This window comes from Kitasatospora sp. CB01950, from assembly GCF_001905465.1.
Classification (GTDB): domain Bacteria; phylum Actinomycetota; class Actinomycetes; order Streptomycetales; family Streptomycetaceae; genus Kitasatospora.
This window is the reverse complement of sequence record NZ_LISX01000009.1, coordinates 146,057-161,188: the sequence shown is the minus strand read 5'-3', so window position 1 is coordinate 161,188 and position 15,132 is coordinate 146,057. Positions and strand designations below refer to the sequence as shown.

Here is a 15,132-nt window from a genome sequence, read left to right as displayed (position 1 = left end):
GCCATGGGCCCCGTAGTGCGTGGTGGCGGTCAGTCGTGCAGGGCCCGGAAGGCGGCGAGTGAGGAGACGAAGTCGTCGCGGGCGGGATCGTCGGCCGGGAGACGGGGCAGCTCGGTGCGGGCGAGGGCTTCGGCGGCCGTGAGGAGCGCGTCCACGAGGACGGGAGCCGGGACGGTGGCGATCGCCTTCTTGCGGACGGCGACGGCCACTGAGCCCTTCGCGACGGAGAAGTCGAGGCGGAACGAGGAGTCCACGCCGTGGAAGGCGAGCGTGCCGCGTCCGGCGTCGAGCAGTGCGCGCACCTGGTCGAGGAGCAGTCCGACCGACGGGACGAGCATCATTCCCTGATCCGGTGCCCGGTCGGCCGAACTCACCGCGGCGGCCGGGCCTGAGACGGACATGTCGCCCAGGTCGAAGCCGGACGGTCCGCCCTGGGCGGGGCGCGGGGTGAACCGGAAGGCGATCACGGGCGGTAGCTCTTTTCGACGGGGAAGAACGTGATGACGCGGTTGAAGTCGTGCGAGTCGACCAGTACCCGATAGCGGGCGCTCATGCCGTTGACGGTCAGCCGGTGCTCGTAGAGTTGCATGCGCTTGGCTGGATCGGAGATTCGCTGACCACGTTTCACCAGCTTTTCGGCGGCCGACTGGACCTGATTTCTGGTCGTTCCCGGGGGCATCAGGTCACCGGGGCCGTGCGGGTGGTTGCCGGTGACGTGGCGCCCGTCGATGTGGATCCACCCCTCTTTGTCGTTGCCGGTCTCGATCCGCGGGCGGTGACGGTGCGGGGAGAGGCCGAGGGGGTCGGTCCAGGTGTGCGGATTGGTGACGTAGGTTTCGGGATTGACAGCTGGGCCGAGCCCCAGTGGATCAGGGCTGGTGTAGCGGCCGGTCTCGGGGTCGTAGTAGCGGTGGACGTTGTAGTGCAGGCGGGATTCGGGGTCGAAGTACTGGCCGGGGAACCGCAGCGGGATGTACGTCGCACTGTCGCTGGGCCAGCTGGTGGGGCCCCACAGCGCCGAGACACCGTGCCAGGCGATGGTGCCGCGGTCCGGATCGAGGAGTTCGACCGGGGTGCCGACCAGGTCGGTGACGATGGCGAAGAACCGGCGGTCGGTCTCGCCCTGGTGGGTGATGGTCTCCGTCTGGCTGAGCGGGTGGAGTCCGCCGTGGTCCCAGCTGAGCGTGTGCGGGCCGGGCAGGTACGGCGCGGTGGTCGTCTGTTCGGCGAGAACCGGGCCGTCCCAACTGAACTCGGTCTTCTCGACGACGTGGTCGCCGTCCAGTCGTTGCTTGGCGATGCGCCGGCCGAGTGGGTCGTACAGGTAGCGCCAGCGGCTGCCGTCCGGAGTGGTGACTTCGGTGAGGCGGTCCTCGGCGTCCCAGGTGTAGTGCCAGGTGTCCGGTTTCCTGGACAACCGGCTGACCTGGCGCAGCACCGTGCGTCCGGCGGCGTCGTGCTCGTAGCGGACTCGACCGGCGCCGATCAGTCTGGTCCCGGTGTAACTGCGCGGGCCCAGTGCCGATTTGGCGGTGCTGTGGGCGGGCCAGTCCGCTTCGGTGGGGTTGCCGAGGGCGTCGTAGCGGTAGCGCTCGCTCCAGCTGTCCCCGGTGACGGCGGTGACCCGTCCGGCCGGGTCCAGTTCGAAGGCGCGCGGGCCGTTCCACCGGTTCGCCACACCGACCAGGTGGCCGTCGGCACGGTACGAGTACGAGTGTTCGGCGAGAACGGATCCGCCGCTTCGGACGCTTTGGCCGGTGAGGCGGTGAGCGGGACTCCAGGTGCTGGCGATGGTGAGGCGCTCGTTGACAGAGCGTTCGGTCTCGCGTCCGATGACGTCGTAGCTGAAGGCGAGTCGGCCGGACGTCGTGTCGAGGAGCAGCGGGCGGTCCAGCGGGTCGTAGGACCAGGCGCTCACATGGTCGGCCGGTGTGGTGCGGCGGACTCGTCGGCCGAGGGCGTCCCGTTCGTGGCTGACTGTGCGCCCGTTGACGGTTTCGGCGACCAGCAACCCCAATGGGTCGACGGTGCGGACCAACTCGGCGTCGCGGTTGCGGGCGTGCACGAGGTACCCGGCCGGGTCGTAGCCGAAGGTGGTGAGGCTGCCTGCCGCGTTCACCGAGGTGGTTCGTCCCAGTAGGTCGTAGCCGTAGGTGGTGCGCCGGCCGAGCGGATTGGTGTGGGCGACGAGTTGGCCGGCGGGGTCGAGCTGGTACTCGATCGTGCGTCCGGCGAAGTCGCACTCGCCGATGACCCGTCCGGCCGGGTCGTGACGGTAGGTCCACTGCTCGCCGAGCGGGTTGGTGACGGCGACAAGCTGCATGTGGGCATCGTGGGTGAAGGAGTAGTGAGTGCCGTCCGGGTCGGTGCGGGCGGCGAGGGTCTCGAAGTGGGTGTACTCGAAGGCGGTGACCTGGCCGAGCTGGTCGGTGTGGGTGAGGCAGTTGCCCTCGCCGTCGTAGGCCCAGCTCTCGGTGTGGCCGTCGGCGTCGGTGCGGGAGGCGGGGTGGCCCTCGGTGGTCCAGGTGGTGCGGGTGGTGTGGCCCAGCGGATCGGTGGTGCTGGTGGGGCGGCCGAAGGCATCGTAGGCGTGGCGGGTGGTGCCGCCGGTCGGGTCGGTGACTGCGACGGCCAGGCCGGCCGGGTTGCAGCGGACGAGAGTGGTGTGGCCGAGGGTGTCGGTCACAGTGGCGAGGTGACCGCGTTCGTCGTGGGTGTACCGAGTGGTGGCGCCGAGCGGATCGGTGAGTGAGGTGCGCAGGCCGGTGGGGTCGTACGTCTGCCTCCATACGGCCCCGCCCACGTCGGTGATCAGCGTGGGCAGCGAGTATCCGTCCACGTAGCTCGCGGTGGACTGGTGGCCGTCCGGGCGGGTGATGGATATGAGGTCGCCGGCGCCGTCGTACGCGTAGCGGGTGGTGCGGCCGAGCGGATCGGTCTCGGCCAGCAGGCGGTCGTAGTCGTCGCGTTCGTAGTGGGTGGTGTGGCCGAGGGGGTCGGTGACGGCGGCGACCTGGGCGTGGTCGTTGATCAGGTACGTGGTGGTGTGGCCGAGGGCGTTGGTCTCGGTGTGCGTGCGCAGCCCGGTTGCGGGGTCGGCGTCGCCGTAGGTGAAGGTGAAGTGCAGGGCGCCGCTGGCGCCGCCTTCGTCGGTGACGCGGTCGTGGGTGTCGTAGGTGTAGCGGTACTGGGAGGCGTTGCGGTCGGTCCAGGACAGGACGCGGCCGGCGCTGTCGTTGGCGAAGCGCATCGGCTTGCCGGAGGAGTTGTAGACGGCCGACAGATGGCCGTCGGTGTAGCCGTAGCGCATCAGCAGGGCGTCGCCGCCGGCGTCGGTGGCGTTGGCCAGGCGTAGCGCGGTGATGCGGTCGTTGTCGACGGTGACGAGGAGTTGGTAGCCGCCGGAGTGGGTGATCGAAAGGGGGACGCCGTCGGCGTCGTAGGCGAGGGTGTAGTGGCGTCCGTGGCGGTCGCGGACCTCAGTGAGGAGAGCTTCGTCGCCGTCCGGGGTGGGGGTGAAGGTGCGGACCAGGCCGGTTGAGGGGTCCGAGATGGTGAACAGGCCTTCGGCGAGGTCGAGTTCGTTGCGTGAGCCGGCGGAGGCGTACACCGGGTCCCCGGGTTCCGGGTGAGGGTAGGCCTGGGTGATGCGGTCGGGGCGGATGTGGATGACGCCCTGTTCGTCGAGTTCGAGTCGTTCGTCGAAGGTGCAGATCCACTTCGGGCCCATCCAACGCCCCGTCAGCAGACCGGACTCGAAGTCGCGGGTGAACTCCAGCGGCAGTGAGCCGGGCAGGGAGGCGTCGACCTGGTCGATGAACATCCGCCCCGTCGCGATGTCGACGGGCTCGCCCGGACACTTGCGGGAGCCGTGGTCGCGGCCCTCGGTGCGGGGGCTCTTCACCTGGTCGCGGCCCCGGCCCTTCGGGTGCGAGCCGCCGCCCCGGCCTCGCCCGCCGCCGCCCGAACGCGGGTGCGGGACGCCGCCCTTGCCATCGCCCTTGAAGATCTTCTCCAGGTCCTTGGCGTGCTTCTCCTCCACCTCCCGGACGTTCTTGGCGACCTTCTTCAGGTTGTCGCCGGCCTTGCGGTAGAAGCCCTTCAACGCCTTCCCGGCGTCCTCCGCCAACGTCTTGCCGAGCTTCTGCGCCCCGTGCTCCAGCGCCTTGACGATCTGGTTGCTCACCGCAGCCCCCCGCGAACGGCCTTGCCCAGTAGGTCGGTTGATGCCGTGCTGGGAGAGACGGTAGTGCGCCGGGGGCGGTTGCGGGGGTGGTTCAGAGCATGGCGGCGGCGGGCTTGACCATGGAGCGGGCGGTCTTGGCGTCGACGTATTCGCCGAGGGCGGTCATGACCCACTCGCCGGAGAACTGGCGGACGAGCTTGCACATGGCGACGCCGGTGCGGGGTTCGGCCTGGGTGAGGTCGAAGCGGACGAGTTCCTCGCCGGTGGCGGCGTCGACCAGGCGGCAGTAGGCGTTCTTGACGTCGGTGAACTTCTGGCCGGAGAAGGAGTTGACGACGAAGACCAGGCCGCAGACTTCGGCGGGCAGGCCTTCGAGGTGGACGGTGATGGATTCGTCGTCGCCGCCGCCCTTGCCGGTCAGGTTGTCGCCGGAGTGGGCGATCGCGCCGTTGAAGACGGACAGCTTCATGAACCAGGCGGTGTCGACCTTCTCGCGCTTGGCGTCGAACGCGATCACCGAGGCGTCCAGGTCGATGCCGCGGCCCCGGTTGGCGGGCTCCCAGCCGAGGCCCATCCGGACCGAGGCCAGGTACGGCTTTCCGGCCTTCTCCAGCGAGACCGAGCCGCCCTTGACCAGGTTGACCCGGCCCTTGTCGAGGGTGATCTTGCCGACGGCCGGGGAGCCGGACGGCATCGGCGGGGCGGTGGGCGCGGTGGTGGGCATCGGCGGCGCGACGGGCGCCGCCGGGGCCTGGTCCTCGACAGTGACGCCGAAGTCGGTGGCGATGCCCGCCAGGCCGTTGGCGTAGCCCTGGCCGACCGCGCGGATCTTCCACTCGGCGCCGCGCCGGTACACCTCGACCACCACCAGGGCGGTCTCCCGGCCCAGGCGGGGCGGGGTGAAGGTGAACAGCGCGCGGCCGCTGTCGGCGTCCCGGACGGTCGCGGTGGGCTCGGTGCCGGAGAAGGTCGCCCGCCGGTCGTCGAGGGAGGCCGTGACCACGATCCGGGTGACGGCGGCGGGCACCGCCGAGGTGTCGACGCTGATCGCGTCAGGGGTGGCGCCGGCGGCCGGGCGGTGCGTCACGCCCGGGCCGTTCGGGGCGTTGAAGAAGACGAAGTCGGCGTCCGAGCGGACCTTTCCCGACTGGTCGAGCAGCAGCGCCGACACGTCCAGTTGCTTGGGCGCGGTGACCTCCACCACGACCCGGCCCGCACCGAGCGACGCATTGCCGCCCTGCACCAGAACAGACGTCACGTGCTCCTCCTCGACTCGCCGCCGCGACACACCCTAGCCGTCACTCTCGAACACCCCGGGTACGCCACCAGCGAATCCGGGTCGAACGCGCTTGCCGGGCCCGGGCGGGCTGGGCAAGCATGCAGTCATGCCAGCACTGCAACGAGCCGAAGCAACTGTCCGTGCCCGCCTGTTGGAGGTCCACGGCTACACCGTCGACCTCGACCTGACCCGGGGACCCGACCGGTTCGGCAGCACCGCCGTGATCCGGTTCGGCTGCACCGAGCCCGGCAGCGACACCTTCGTCGACCTGGAACCGGCGACCCTGCACCGGGCCGTCCTGAACGGGCAGCCGCTCGACGTGGCCGCCCTGGACGGCAACCGCCTCGCGCTGCCCGGCCTGCGCGCCGAGAACGAACTGCTGATCGAGGCCGAGATGCGCTACTCGCGCACCGGCGAAGGCCTGCACCGCTACACCGACCCGGCCGACGACGCCGTCTACCTGTACGCCAGCTGCGGCCCCGACCTCGCCGCCAAGGTGTTCGCCTGCTTCGACCAGCCCGACCTGAAGGCCCCGATCACCCTCACCGCCACCGCCCCCGACGAGTGGACCCTGGTCTCCAACGGCGCGCCGGTCAAGTCCGAGGGCGGGCACTGGGAGTTCGCCGCCACCAAGCCGATCTCCACCTACCTGTTCACGGTCGTCGCCGGCCCGCTGCACTCGGTCTACGGCGAACACGACGGCATCCCGCTCGGCCTGCACGCCCGCCGCTCGCTGGCCGCCGAACTCGACCGCGAAGCACCCGAGTTGTTCGAGGTGACGGCCGCCTCCTTCGACCGGCTGCACGAACTCTTCGACGAGCGTTACCCGTTCGGCGAGTACCACCAGGCGTTCGTCCCCGAGTTCAACTGGGGCGCGATGGAGAACCCCGGCTGCGTGGTCTTCCGCGACGAGATGCTGTTCCGCTCCCCGGCCACCTTCTCCGAGCACGAACGCCGCGCCATGGTGATCTGCCACGAGATGGCCCACATGTGGTTCGGCGACCTCGTCACCATGCGCTGGTGGGACGACCTGTGGCTGAACGAGTCGTTCGCCGAGATGCTCGGCTACCGGATCGCCGCCGAATCCACCCGCTTCACCGGCACCTGGACCGGCTTCTCCGTGCAGCGCAAGGGCTGGGGCTACGACGCCGACCAGCGCGCCTCCACCCACCCGGTGGCCGGCAACGGCACCCGCTCGGTCGCCGAGGCGATGGTCAACTTCGACGGCATCTCCTACGCCAAGGGCGCCTCCGCGCTGCGCCAGCTGGTCGCCTGGCTCGGCGACGAGGCCTTCTTCGCCGGCCTGAACGCCTACTTCGCCGACCACCTGTACGGCAACGCCGAACTGCCCGACTTCCTCGCCGCGCTGGCCGCCGCGAGCGGCCGCGACGTCCACGGCTGGGCCGAGAGCTGGCTGCGCACCAGCGGCGTCGACACCCTGCGCGCCGAGGCCGAACGCGCCGACGACGGCACCCTGACCGCGCTCACCGTCGTCAACGAGGGCGAACGGCCGCACCTGATCGAGGTCGGCGGCTACCGCGTCGAGGACGGCCGGGTCGTCCCCGTCGGCCGCGTCGCCGTCGAACTCGGCCCCGGCCGCCGGGTCGCCGTGCCCGCGCTGGTCGAGGCCGGTGCGCAGCTGATCGTCCCCAACGACAGCGACCTCACCTGGGCGAAGATCCGGCTGGACACGCACTCCTGGCAGCTCGTCACCGAGACGCTCTCCGCGGTCGAGGACGACGTCACGCGGGCCGTGCTGTGGGCGCAGGCCCGCGACCTCGTCCGGGACGCCGAGCTCGACCCGGCGGTCTACCTCGACCTGATGGAGCGGCACCTGCCCGCGGAGACCGCCGACGTGATCGTCGAGGCGGTGCTCACGTTCGCGCACATGCACGTGGTCGGGCGGTACCTGACCGGGGACCGGCGGGCTGCCGGGTCGGCGGCGATCAGCCGCACCGCGCGGGCGCTGCTGGCCGGCGACGGCGGCCAGGGGATTCGGCTGGCGGCGCTGCGGGCGGCCGTGGAGAGTTCCGGCGGCGAGGAGCAACTCGCCGAGCTGCGCGGCTGGTTGAACGGGGAGAACGTGCCGGCCGGGCTGCTGGTCGGCCCCGAGCTGCGGTGGGCCGGGCTGGCCCGGCTGGCCTCGCTCGGCGAGCTCGACGAGCACCGGATCGCGGCCGAACTCGCCCGCGAGCCCGGCACCGAGGCCCAGTTCGGCGCCGCCCGCTGCCGGGCCGCGCTGCCCGACGCCGAGGCCAAGGCCCGCGCCTGGCGGGACCTGTTCACGCCCGACGCGATGTCCAACCGGCTGCTGGAGGCCACCGCGCGCGGCTTCTGGGCCTCCGGCGACGACACCGGGAAGAGCGCGTACGCGCTGCGGTACTTCGAGCGGATCGGGGAGGCCGCCCACCGCGGCGACATCATCGCCCGCCAGCTCGGCGAGACCCTCTACCCGGTCGCCCAGGCCACCTCCGAGGTCCTGACGGCCGCCGAACAGGCCCTCGCCGACCAGGAGTTGACCCCGTCGCTGCGCCGCAACCTGGCCGACTGCACCGACGACCTCCGCCGTACCCGCGCGGTCCGGGCGGCATTCGAGTAGGCCCGCGAACCGGCCGCCGGCGGGAGCGCGGGTGTGGGCTCCCGTCGGTGGCTGGTGGCAACTGGCTTTCGTCGATGGCGAGTTGACGCCGGTCGACGGCGCGGCTTGGAGGCGTTCGTCCGGCCGGGAGGGGCTGTCGCCGAACAGCCGGTGACTTTCGGGGAGTTGACGCAGCGCGCGTCGTCGGCGGTGTCGCGAGCCCGTGGCGCGGCGGTACCTGTGTGAGCCAGGGGGGCGGGCGGAGGCATGTGGGCGGCCGCTCGGCCGGGGCGGAGAGGTGCGCTCGGGTGCCCGGCGCGCGGCTTAACAGGCCCTTGGTCGGCGGGAGTCGGCTCTGATGGTGCGCACGGTGCAGAGCGTCCGCAACGCGGCCGCGCCAGGGGTGCGGCCGAGGTCGGCCGGCGGGCGGGGAGGCGTGCGGCGTCCCGGGGTGCCGTGGAACGGGCTGCTGTGTGTCGCAGGCTGCGCCGAGCGCCCGTGCCGCCGGACGGGCCCTGGTGGGGCGGGAGTTGGCGGCTTCGTCGGCAGTGCGGCGGGGGTCAGAAGGTACCGCGGGCGGCTACGGCGCGGGTGGTGGGGAGGGCGAAGGCGGAGGCGGTCCAGGTTTCGGGGGCGGCGGGGGTGGGGGCGGGGAGGGCGCCGGTGACGGTGAAGGTGTAGGTGCCGGGGGAGAGGGGGAGGTCGGCGGGGGTGGTGAAGCGGTAGACGAGGGTGTCGCGTTCGAGGGCGACGGTGGCCACTGCGCCGGGGAGGTCGGTGGCGGGGGTGGTGCCGGGGAGGGCCGTCGGGCGGGCCAGGCGGAACTCGACCTGGAGGGCCGTCATGGTCTCGTCGAGGCGTACCTGCACCACGTGGCGGGTGCCGGTGCGGCCGAGGGCGTCCACCCGGGAGGTGCCGCTCAGGGGCTGCGGCGCGGTGGGGGCCGGTTCGGGGTGCGAGGCCAGGGGCGAGGGGGTGTCGCTGGGCGACGGCGAGACGGGGACCGACGGCGAGACAGGGACCGACGGCGAGGGGCGGCTCGGCGGGGCGGCGGCGGGGCTGCCGGGCACGGCCGCGGGTCGGGCGGGGGTGCGGGTGGGGCCGGGGCCGGGGAGCGGGGAGGCGGTCGCCGAGCCGCGCGGGGCCACCGGGGAGGTCTGCGGGCCGGCGGCCTCGTCGACGGGGGCCGGCCCGGAGGCGTCCGGGCTGGGCACGGGCGGGCCGCCGACGGTGACGCCGGGGCGGCGGCCGATCTGCTGCTGCTCGTTGAGCAGCCAGGTGGTGGCCAGACTGATCCCGACCACCGTGGACATCGCCATCGCCGCGCCCGAGAACCGGATGGTGGGCAGCCGGAGCCGTCCGCCGAAGGGTCCGGGGCGGCCGTGCCGTCCGGTCCGGCCCGCGGCGGCGGGCCGGGAGTGCTCGCGGAGCGCCACCGGGCTCCCCTTCCTGGGTCTGGTCCGCGTCCGGCGTCCGGTCCGAACGCCGCGCCGCACCCCGCGCCGCCGGGGGTGCCCGGACGAACGGCACGGGAGGGACGAGACTACCAGCGGTCTGACGGACCGCCAGATCCGGTGCCGAACCGGGGTGCGAATCGAGTCCTGTGCCGGACGGGGTGGAGCGGGGCGGGCGGGACGGCCGTGCAACCCCCTGCAACCGTTGCACGCCGGGGTGCGCGGGAGCAGGCTTTGCGGGATCCCAGCCGCCTCGGGGAGGCCGTCATGCCGCGCGACCCGCTCTCAGCCCCGTCCGACCAGCCGCTCGCCGCCACCCCCACGGGCGGCGAGCCGGCCGGCGCTGCCGCGACCGGGGTGGTGGAGGAGACGCTGGTGCTGCGGATCGCGCTGGAGGAGGAGCAGGTCGGCGAGGTGCGGACCAGGTTCCGCTACGACGCCGCCGCGCCGTACGAGGTGCGCCTGACGTTCCACGCGGGCCGCCCGGACGAGGCGGACTGGGTGTTCTCGCGGGAACTGCTGCGCGACGGACTGGACTCGCTGAGCGGCCAGGGCGACGTCAAGCTGTGGCCCACCCACTGCCCGTGCCACGGGGTGACCCTGCACGTGGCGCTGGAGTCGCCGTACGGCAGTGCGCTGCTGGAGGCGTCCCGGCCGCAGGTGAAAGCCTGGCTGGAACGCACCTACCGGATCGTCCCGGACGGCCAGGAAGACGAACTGCTGCCCAGCGACGAAGAGTTGGCGCAGCTGATCGCGGAGGACTGATCCGGCGCGGCGGGCAGTCGCAGGATGCCGTGCGCGAGGTCCGTGCGCAGGGCGCGGACCGCCGGTGCGGCCGACCCGGGGAGCAGGTCGTGCGGGTCGTGCGGGCCGTGCACCGTCACCCGGGTGCAGGCCGTCAGCCGGTACGGGCGGGCCTCCAGCAGAGGGCCCAAGTGTCTTCGCAGGCGGGAGAGTTCGGCGCGGACGGTGACGGTGCGGGCGGGGTCGGCGAACAGCGCCTCGGCGAGTTCGGCGGCGCTCAGGCCGTCCCGGTGCAGGGCCAGCATCAGGAGCAGTTCGGTGTGCCGGGGGCTGGGGGTGTGCGACCAGCAGCCGACGCTGCCGCTGACCCGCAGTTCGGGCCGGTCGGGGCGGCGCAGGTCGAGTTCGACCAGGCCGCCGCCGGAGCGCTCGGCGTCCTCGGCGGGCTGCGGAGCGGACGGGCGGACCAGCCAGCCGTCGGCGAGCGGCTCGACCCGGCACTCGCCGAGGGTCGGCACCCAGTGCGTGCCGCCGCCCTCCCAGTTCTCCGCGGGCAGCGCCAGCCGGGGCGGGGCGGGCAGGCCGACCGCGGCGGCCGTCCAGCCGGACGGGTCGACGACCAGCGCGGGGTCGCCGAAGCGGGCCAGCAGCGGAACGGCGACGGTGCGCAGGCGGTGCAGGGACTCCAGGTGGGCGGCGCGCAGTTCGGTCTCGGCGAGGCGGGCGGCGGTCAGGGCGAGCTGCCGCAGGTAGTGGTGGTCGCCGGTGGCGGGGCCGCTGAGGTCGATCACGCCGGCGGGGCGGCCGGTGCGCGGGTCGCGGATCGGCGCGCCGAAGCAGCTCCAGGTGTGGTGGCTGCGCAGGTAGTGCTCGGCGGAGTGCACCTGGGAGGGCCGGGCGGTGCGGGCAGCCAGGCCGATGGCGTTGGTGCCGACCTCCTCCTCGGACCAGAGCGCGCCCTGTTCGAAGCCGATCGCGTCGACGGCGCGGCGCAGCCGCTGCTCGCCGTCCATCCAGAGGATCCGGGCCTTCGGGTCGGAGACCGCGAGCACCAGCGGCGTGGAGTCGCCGGGCGTGAACAGGGTGGAGCGCAGCACCGGCAGCACCTGGGCCAGGCCGGTGGTGCGGCGCAGCTCCTCCAGTTCGGCGGGCGCCAGCCGGTGGATCTCCCGGGACCGTTCCGGGTCCAGGCCGAGGCGGCGCAGCCGGGACCAGGAGTCCTCGATCTCCGGGCGGACCGCGCAGTCGTCGGGGGCGGGCCGCTCGCCCGCCATGAGCCGGTCGTAGGCCCGGGCGGGGGCGTGCACGCGGGTCGGGCGGAGGCCTCTGGTGCCGTGCTGCATGGGTACCCCCGGTCCTCGACGGTCGGCTGTCAGCGTAGGCCGGTCGACGTGGACACGCCGAGCCGGGGAAGGAAGGTCGTCCGCCCGGTGGCGGCCGGTGCACACTGATCGGTTCAGTGGTGCGGGGCGGGGCGCTCGCCCTGGGCGGTTTCGACGGCGCGGTGCAGGTCGTGGCCGGCCTCGGCGGTGGTGACCGCGGCGGCGGCCAGGCAGCCGGCCAGGGCGAGGGCGGCGAGGGTGCGGGCGGTGCGGCGGCTGCGCGGACGGCCGGGGGTGAGCAGGGCGCGGACCCGGCGGGGCACCGGGCCGCCGGCGGCGGCGGGGGCGAGTCGGGGGCGCGGGTCGGCGGGGGCGCGGGAGGCGGCGAGGGCGGCGCGGCCGATCGCCCGGGCGGTGAGGGCCCGGTCGCCGACCTCGGCGGCGGCGCACTCGTCGGCCCAGCGCTCCAGGTGGTAGCCGAGCGCGCCGCGCAGCGGCCGCAGCGCCGGGTGGCAGGCGGCGGCGTACTCGGCGGCGGCCAGCAGCAGGTGGTGGCGGCCGGCCAGGTGGGCGCGTTCGTGGGCGAGCAGCGCGGCGCGTTCGGGCGCGCTGAGCGCGGCCAGCATGCCGGTGGTGGCGACGATCCGGGGCGGCCGGCCGGGCAGCGCGTAGGCGTCGGCGCGGTGGTCGTCGAGGACGGTGAGCGCGGCCGGGCCGCTGCGGCGCAGCCGGGCGCGCAGCCCGGCGGGGGCGTCGCCGGTGGCGCGGCGGGCCCGGCGCAGGTCGGCCAGCTGGTGGTGGGCGGTGCGGGCGGCGAGCGCGCCGATCACCAGCAGGGCGAGCGCGGCGGCGGCCGCGGCGGGCGCCCACTGCGTCCCGGACAGGGCGTCGGGCAGGCGGCGGGCGGGGGTGAAGTGGGCGAGCGCGGCCGCGTACGGCAGGTGCAGCAGGCCGGTGACGGTGAGCAGGCCGAGTGAGGCCAGCGCGGCGGTGCCGAGGGCGGCGGCGGTGGCGGCCAGGGTGAGCGCGGCGGTGCGCGGGGCGAGCTGTTCGGCGAGCCGGCGGGCCAGCGGCGCGGCGAGCAGCGGCAGCAGCAGCGGGATCCAGACGGCGAGGGTCACGACTGGTCCCCGAGCAGGTCGCGCAGCAGCCGCTCGTCCTCGTCGGACAGGTCGGAGACGAACCGGGCGAGCACCGTGGAGCGGTCGCGGCCGCGGTCGAGTTCGGTGCGCATCCGGCGGGCGGCGAGGCCGTCGGCGTCCTGGACGGTCGGGGTGTAGGCGAAGGAGCGGCCCGCCTTGCTGCGGGCGACGGTGCCCTTCTCGTGCAGCCTGGCCAGGATGGTGGCGACCGTGGTGCGGGCCAGGTCGGCGTCCACGGCGTCCTGCACCTGCTGGGGGGTGAGCGGGGCGCCGGCGGCCCAGAGGGCGGCGAGCACCTGGGACTCCAGCTCGCCCGACGGGCGACGTGCGGGTGAATCCGTCATGTCGCGCGAACCTCCGGCATTCGTCTACAGTCCTGTCGATCGACGTCTACAACACTGTAGACGTGCGGGGGCGGCCGGGGATCGGCCACCCCCAAAGGTAACGGGAGGTCCGCCAGCCTTGCCCCAGTCACTCCTGCTCGCCTCTGCGGCCGAGCCGTCCAGTACGTCCGTTCTGGTACACCTTGTCCCTGTGACTTCGAACGTTCATCCCCCCGCCCGCCTGCTCGCCTACGACGGCAGCGGCATCGACGGCGGCCTCTACACCCGGATCACCGGGTGGGCCGAGGCCGCGCCGCACTGGTTCGACCAACTGGTCACGCAGTGGTCGGCGCTCGGCCTCGGCGTCTTCGCGGTGCTGATGGTGTGGGGCTGGTGGCGGGCCCGGGCCGCCGACTCGACGGTGATGGCCCGGGTGCTGGCCTCGCCGCTGATCGTGGTCGGCGCGTACCTGGTGAACTCGGTGTTCAAGAGCCTGGTCGAGGAGAACCGGCCCTGCCAGCAGATCCCCGGCACCGTCACCCTGGAGGCCTGTCCCGCCCCCGGTGACTGGTCGTTCCCCAGCAACCACACGGTGATCGCGTTCGCCGCCGCCGTCGCGCTCTGGTACGCGGACCGTCGGCTCGGCTGGATCGGCCTGGTCGCCGCCGTGCTGATGGGCGCCTCCCGGGTCTGGGTCGGCGCGCACTACCCGCACGACGTGGCGGTCGGCGCGCTGGTCGGCGTCCTGGTCGCGATCCCGCTGGCGCTGCTCGCCGGGAGGGCCGCACCGCTGGTGGACCGGCTGCGCACCGGCCCGCTCGGCCCCGTCCTCGGTGCCGGAGCGGCCTGACCCTCCCCGCCGGTGGCCCAGGTTGTATGGACAACTCTTGCGGGCGGTTCACCTGACCGACCCGATCCGGACGACCTGCGGCCACCTCGACGCCCCAGCCTGTCCGCATGAAGGTAATCGTCGTAGGAGCAGGCGTGCTGGGCACCATGCACGCCTGGCAGGCCGTCGAGCGCGGCCACGAGGTCGTCCACCTGGAGCGCGAGGCCGAGGCGCGCGGCGCGTCCGTCCGCAACTTCGGACTGGTCTGGGTCAGCGGACGCGCCGCCGGTGAGGAGCTGGAGGTCGCGCTGCGCGCCCGTGAACTCTGGGAGCAGATCGGCGCGCGCGTCCCCGGCCTCGGGTTCCGGCCCAACGGCTCGCTCACGATGGCCCGCACCGAGGCCGAACTCGCCGTCGCCGAAGCCGCCGTCGAGCTGCCCGACGCCGCCGCCCGCGGTTACCGCCTGCTCGACGCCGACCAGGTCCGCGCCGTCAACCCGGCGCTGCGCGGCGACTTCCTCGGCGGCCTGCACTGCACCCGGGACGGCGCCGTCGAATCCCGGGTCGCCCAGCCGGCGCTGCGCGCCGCGCTGGAGGCCACCGGCCGCTACACCTTCCTGCCCGGACGCGAGGTCCGCGAGGTCGTCGGCGCCGCCGCCGTCCGCGACGACCACGGGCAGCTGCACCAGGGCGACCAGGTGATCCTGTGCACCGGCGCCTGGCTCGGCGGCCTGGTCCGCGAACTCGTCCCCGACCTGCCGGTGCGCCGGGTCCGCCTGCAGATGATGCAGACCGACCCGCTCGGCGAGACCCTCACCACCTCGGTCGCCGACGGCGACTCGTTCCGCTACTACCCCGCCTTCGCCGGCCCCGAGCTGGACGCGCTGCGCGCCGTCCAGCCGCAGTCGCCGGTCGCCGCCGAGCACAAGATGCAGCTGCTGATGGTCCAGCGCAAGGACGGCGGCCTCACCATCGGCGACACCCACGAGTACGACCAGCCGTTCGGCTTCGACGTCGTCGAGGACCCGTACGAGCACGTCGCCGAGGTCGCCGAGGCCCTGCTCGGCCGGCCGCTGCCGAAGATCCGCCGCCGCTGGGCCGGCGTCTACGCCCAGTGCGTCGACACCACCCGGGTGGTGCACCGCCAGCAGGTCGCCGACGGCACCTGGCTGGTCACCGGCCCCGGCGGCCGCGGCATGACCTGCTCGCCCGCGATCGCCGAGACCACCGCCGACCTCGCCGGCCTCTGAGCCCACCACTCCCGAACGACTGCAA

Annotated in this window: 11 protein-coding genes; 4 read left to right on the top strand and 7 right to left on the bottom strand. The window is 73.7% G+C overall.

The annotated features are described in order from the left end of the window. Window positions 1-29 precede the first annotated feature (29 nt). From AMK19_RS22950 to AMK19_RS22940, 3 genes are all read right to left on the bottom strand, one after another. On the bottom strand, window positions 30-467 hold the full coding sequence (locus tag AMK19_RS22950; RefSeq protein ID WP_073814831.1) for a hypothetical protein: 438 nt from the start codon (window positions 465-467) through the stop codon (window positions 30-32). After that, on the bottom strand, window positions 464-4,186 hold the full coding sequence (locus AMK19_RS22945) for an RHS repeat-associated core domain-containing protein (protein WP_073814829.1): 3,723 nt from the start codon (window positions 4,184-4,186) through the stop codon (window positions 464-466). The genes AMK19_RS22950 and AMK19_RS22945 overlap by 4 nt, the downstream gene beginning before the upstream one ends. A 91-nt stretch (window positions 4,187-4,277) precedes the next feature. Further along, window positions 4,278-5,432 carry a TerD family protein gene (locus AMK19_RS22940; protein ID WP_073815115.1) on the bottom strand — a complete coding sequence of 385 codons (1,155 nt, stop codon included), beginning with the start codon at window positions 5,430-5,432 and terminating at the stop codon, window positions 4,278-4,280. A gap of 139 nt (window positions 5,433-5,571) precedes the next feature. On the opposite strand from AMK19_RS22940, the gene pepN reads away from it, so the two are divergent. Next, window positions 5,572-8,064 (top strand): aminopeptidase N, encoded by a 2,493-nt coding sequence (gene pepN / locus AMK19_RS22935; protein ID WP_073814826.1) that lies wholly within the window; start codon window positions 5,572-5,574, stop codon window positions 8,062-8,064. Window positions 8,065-8,603: 539 nt separating this feature from the next. Here the strand turns inward: pepN and AMK19_RS35365 are convergent. Then, the gene (locus AMK19_RS35365; RefSeq protein WP_073814824.1) at window positions 8,604-9,479 is read right to left on the bottom strand and encodes a hypothetical protein; all 876 of its coding nucleotides are present in this window, start codon (window positions 9,477-9,479) and stop codon (window positions 8,604-8,606) included. 285 nt (window positions 9,480-9,764) lie between these two features. Between AMK19_RS35365 and AMK19_RS22925 the strand changes: the two genes are divergently transcribed. Further along, entirely contained in the window at window positions 9,765-10,262 is a 498-nt protein-coding gene (locus AMK19_RS22925; RefSeq protein WP_073814822.1) for an SsgA family sporulation/cell division regulator, read from the top strand. Here AMK19_RS22925 and AMK19_RS22920 read toward each other — a convergent pair. From AMK19_RS22920 to AMK19_RS22910, 3 genes are all read right to left on the bottom strand, one after another. Next, window positions 10,181-11,584: a GAF domain-containing protein gene (locus AMK19_RS22920; RefSeq protein WP_073814820.1), complete on the bottom strand. Its 1,404-nt coding sequence runs from the start codon at window positions 11,582-11,584 to the stop codon at window positions 10,181-10,183. The two genes, AMK19_RS22925 and AMK19_RS22920, sit on opposite strands and share 82 nt — an antisense overlap. A 113-nt stretch (window positions 11,585-11,697) precedes the next feature. Then, window positions 11,698-12,684, bottom strand: coding sequence for a M56 family metallopeptidase (locus AMK19_RS38175; RefSeq protein ID WP_073814817.1), 987 nt, complete (start codon window positions 12,682-12,684; stop codon window positions 11,698-11,700). Beyond that, window positions 12,681-13,049 carry a BlaI/MecI/CopY family transcriptional regulator gene (locus AMK19_RS22910; protein ID WP_073814815.1) on the bottom strand — a complete coding sequence of 123 codons (369 nt, stop codon included), beginning with the start codon at window positions 13,047-13,049 and terminating at the stop codon, window positions 12,681-12,683. The genes AMK19_RS38175 and AMK19_RS22910 overlap by 4 nt, the downstream gene beginning before the upstream one ends. A 190-nt stretch (window positions 13,050-13,239) precedes the next feature. Between AMK19_RS22910 and AMK19_RS22905 the strand changes: the two genes are divergently transcribed. Both AMK19_RS22905 and AMK19_RS22900 read left to right on the top strand, forming a co-directional pair. After that, window positions 13,240-13,878, top strand: a complete 639-nt coding sequence (locus AMK19_RS22905) for a phosphatase PAP2 family protein (RefSeq protein ID WP_073814812.1) — start codon at window positions 13,240-13,242, stop codon at window positions 13,876-13,878. A gap of 107 nt (window positions 13,879-13,985) precedes the next feature. After that, window positions 13,986-15,107 (top strand): TIGR03364 family FAD-dependent oxidoreductase, encoded by a 1,122-nt coding sequence (locus AMK19_RS22900; protein WP_073814810.1) that lies wholly within the window; start codon window positions 13,986-13,988, stop codon window positions 15,105-15,107. Window positions 15,108-15,132: the final 25 nt, after the last annotated feature.

Excerpts from the sequence above, each read along its gene's own strand:
- pepN (WP_073814826.1), top strand. The coding sequence starts at position 5,572 with ATGCCAGCACTGCAACGAGCCGAAGCAACTGTCCGTGCCCGCCTGTTG.
- AMK19_RS22910 (WP_073814815.1), bottom strand. The coding sequence starts at position 13,049 with ATGACGGATTCACCCGCACGTCGCCCGTCGGGCGAGCTGGAGTCCCAG.
- AMK19_RS22900 (WP_073814810.1), top strand. The coding sequence starts at position 13,986 with ATGAAGGTAATCGTCGTAGGAGCAGGCGTGCTGGGCACCATGCACGCC.
- AMK19_RS22920 (WP_073814820.1), bottom strand. The coding sequence starts at position 11,584 with ATGCAGCACGGCACCAGAGGCCTCCGCCCGACCCGCGTGCACGCCCCC.
- AMK19_RS22925 (WP_073814822.1), top strand. The coding sequence starts at position 9,765 with ATGCCGCGCGACCCGCTCTCAGCCCCGTCCGACCAGCCGCTCGCCGCC.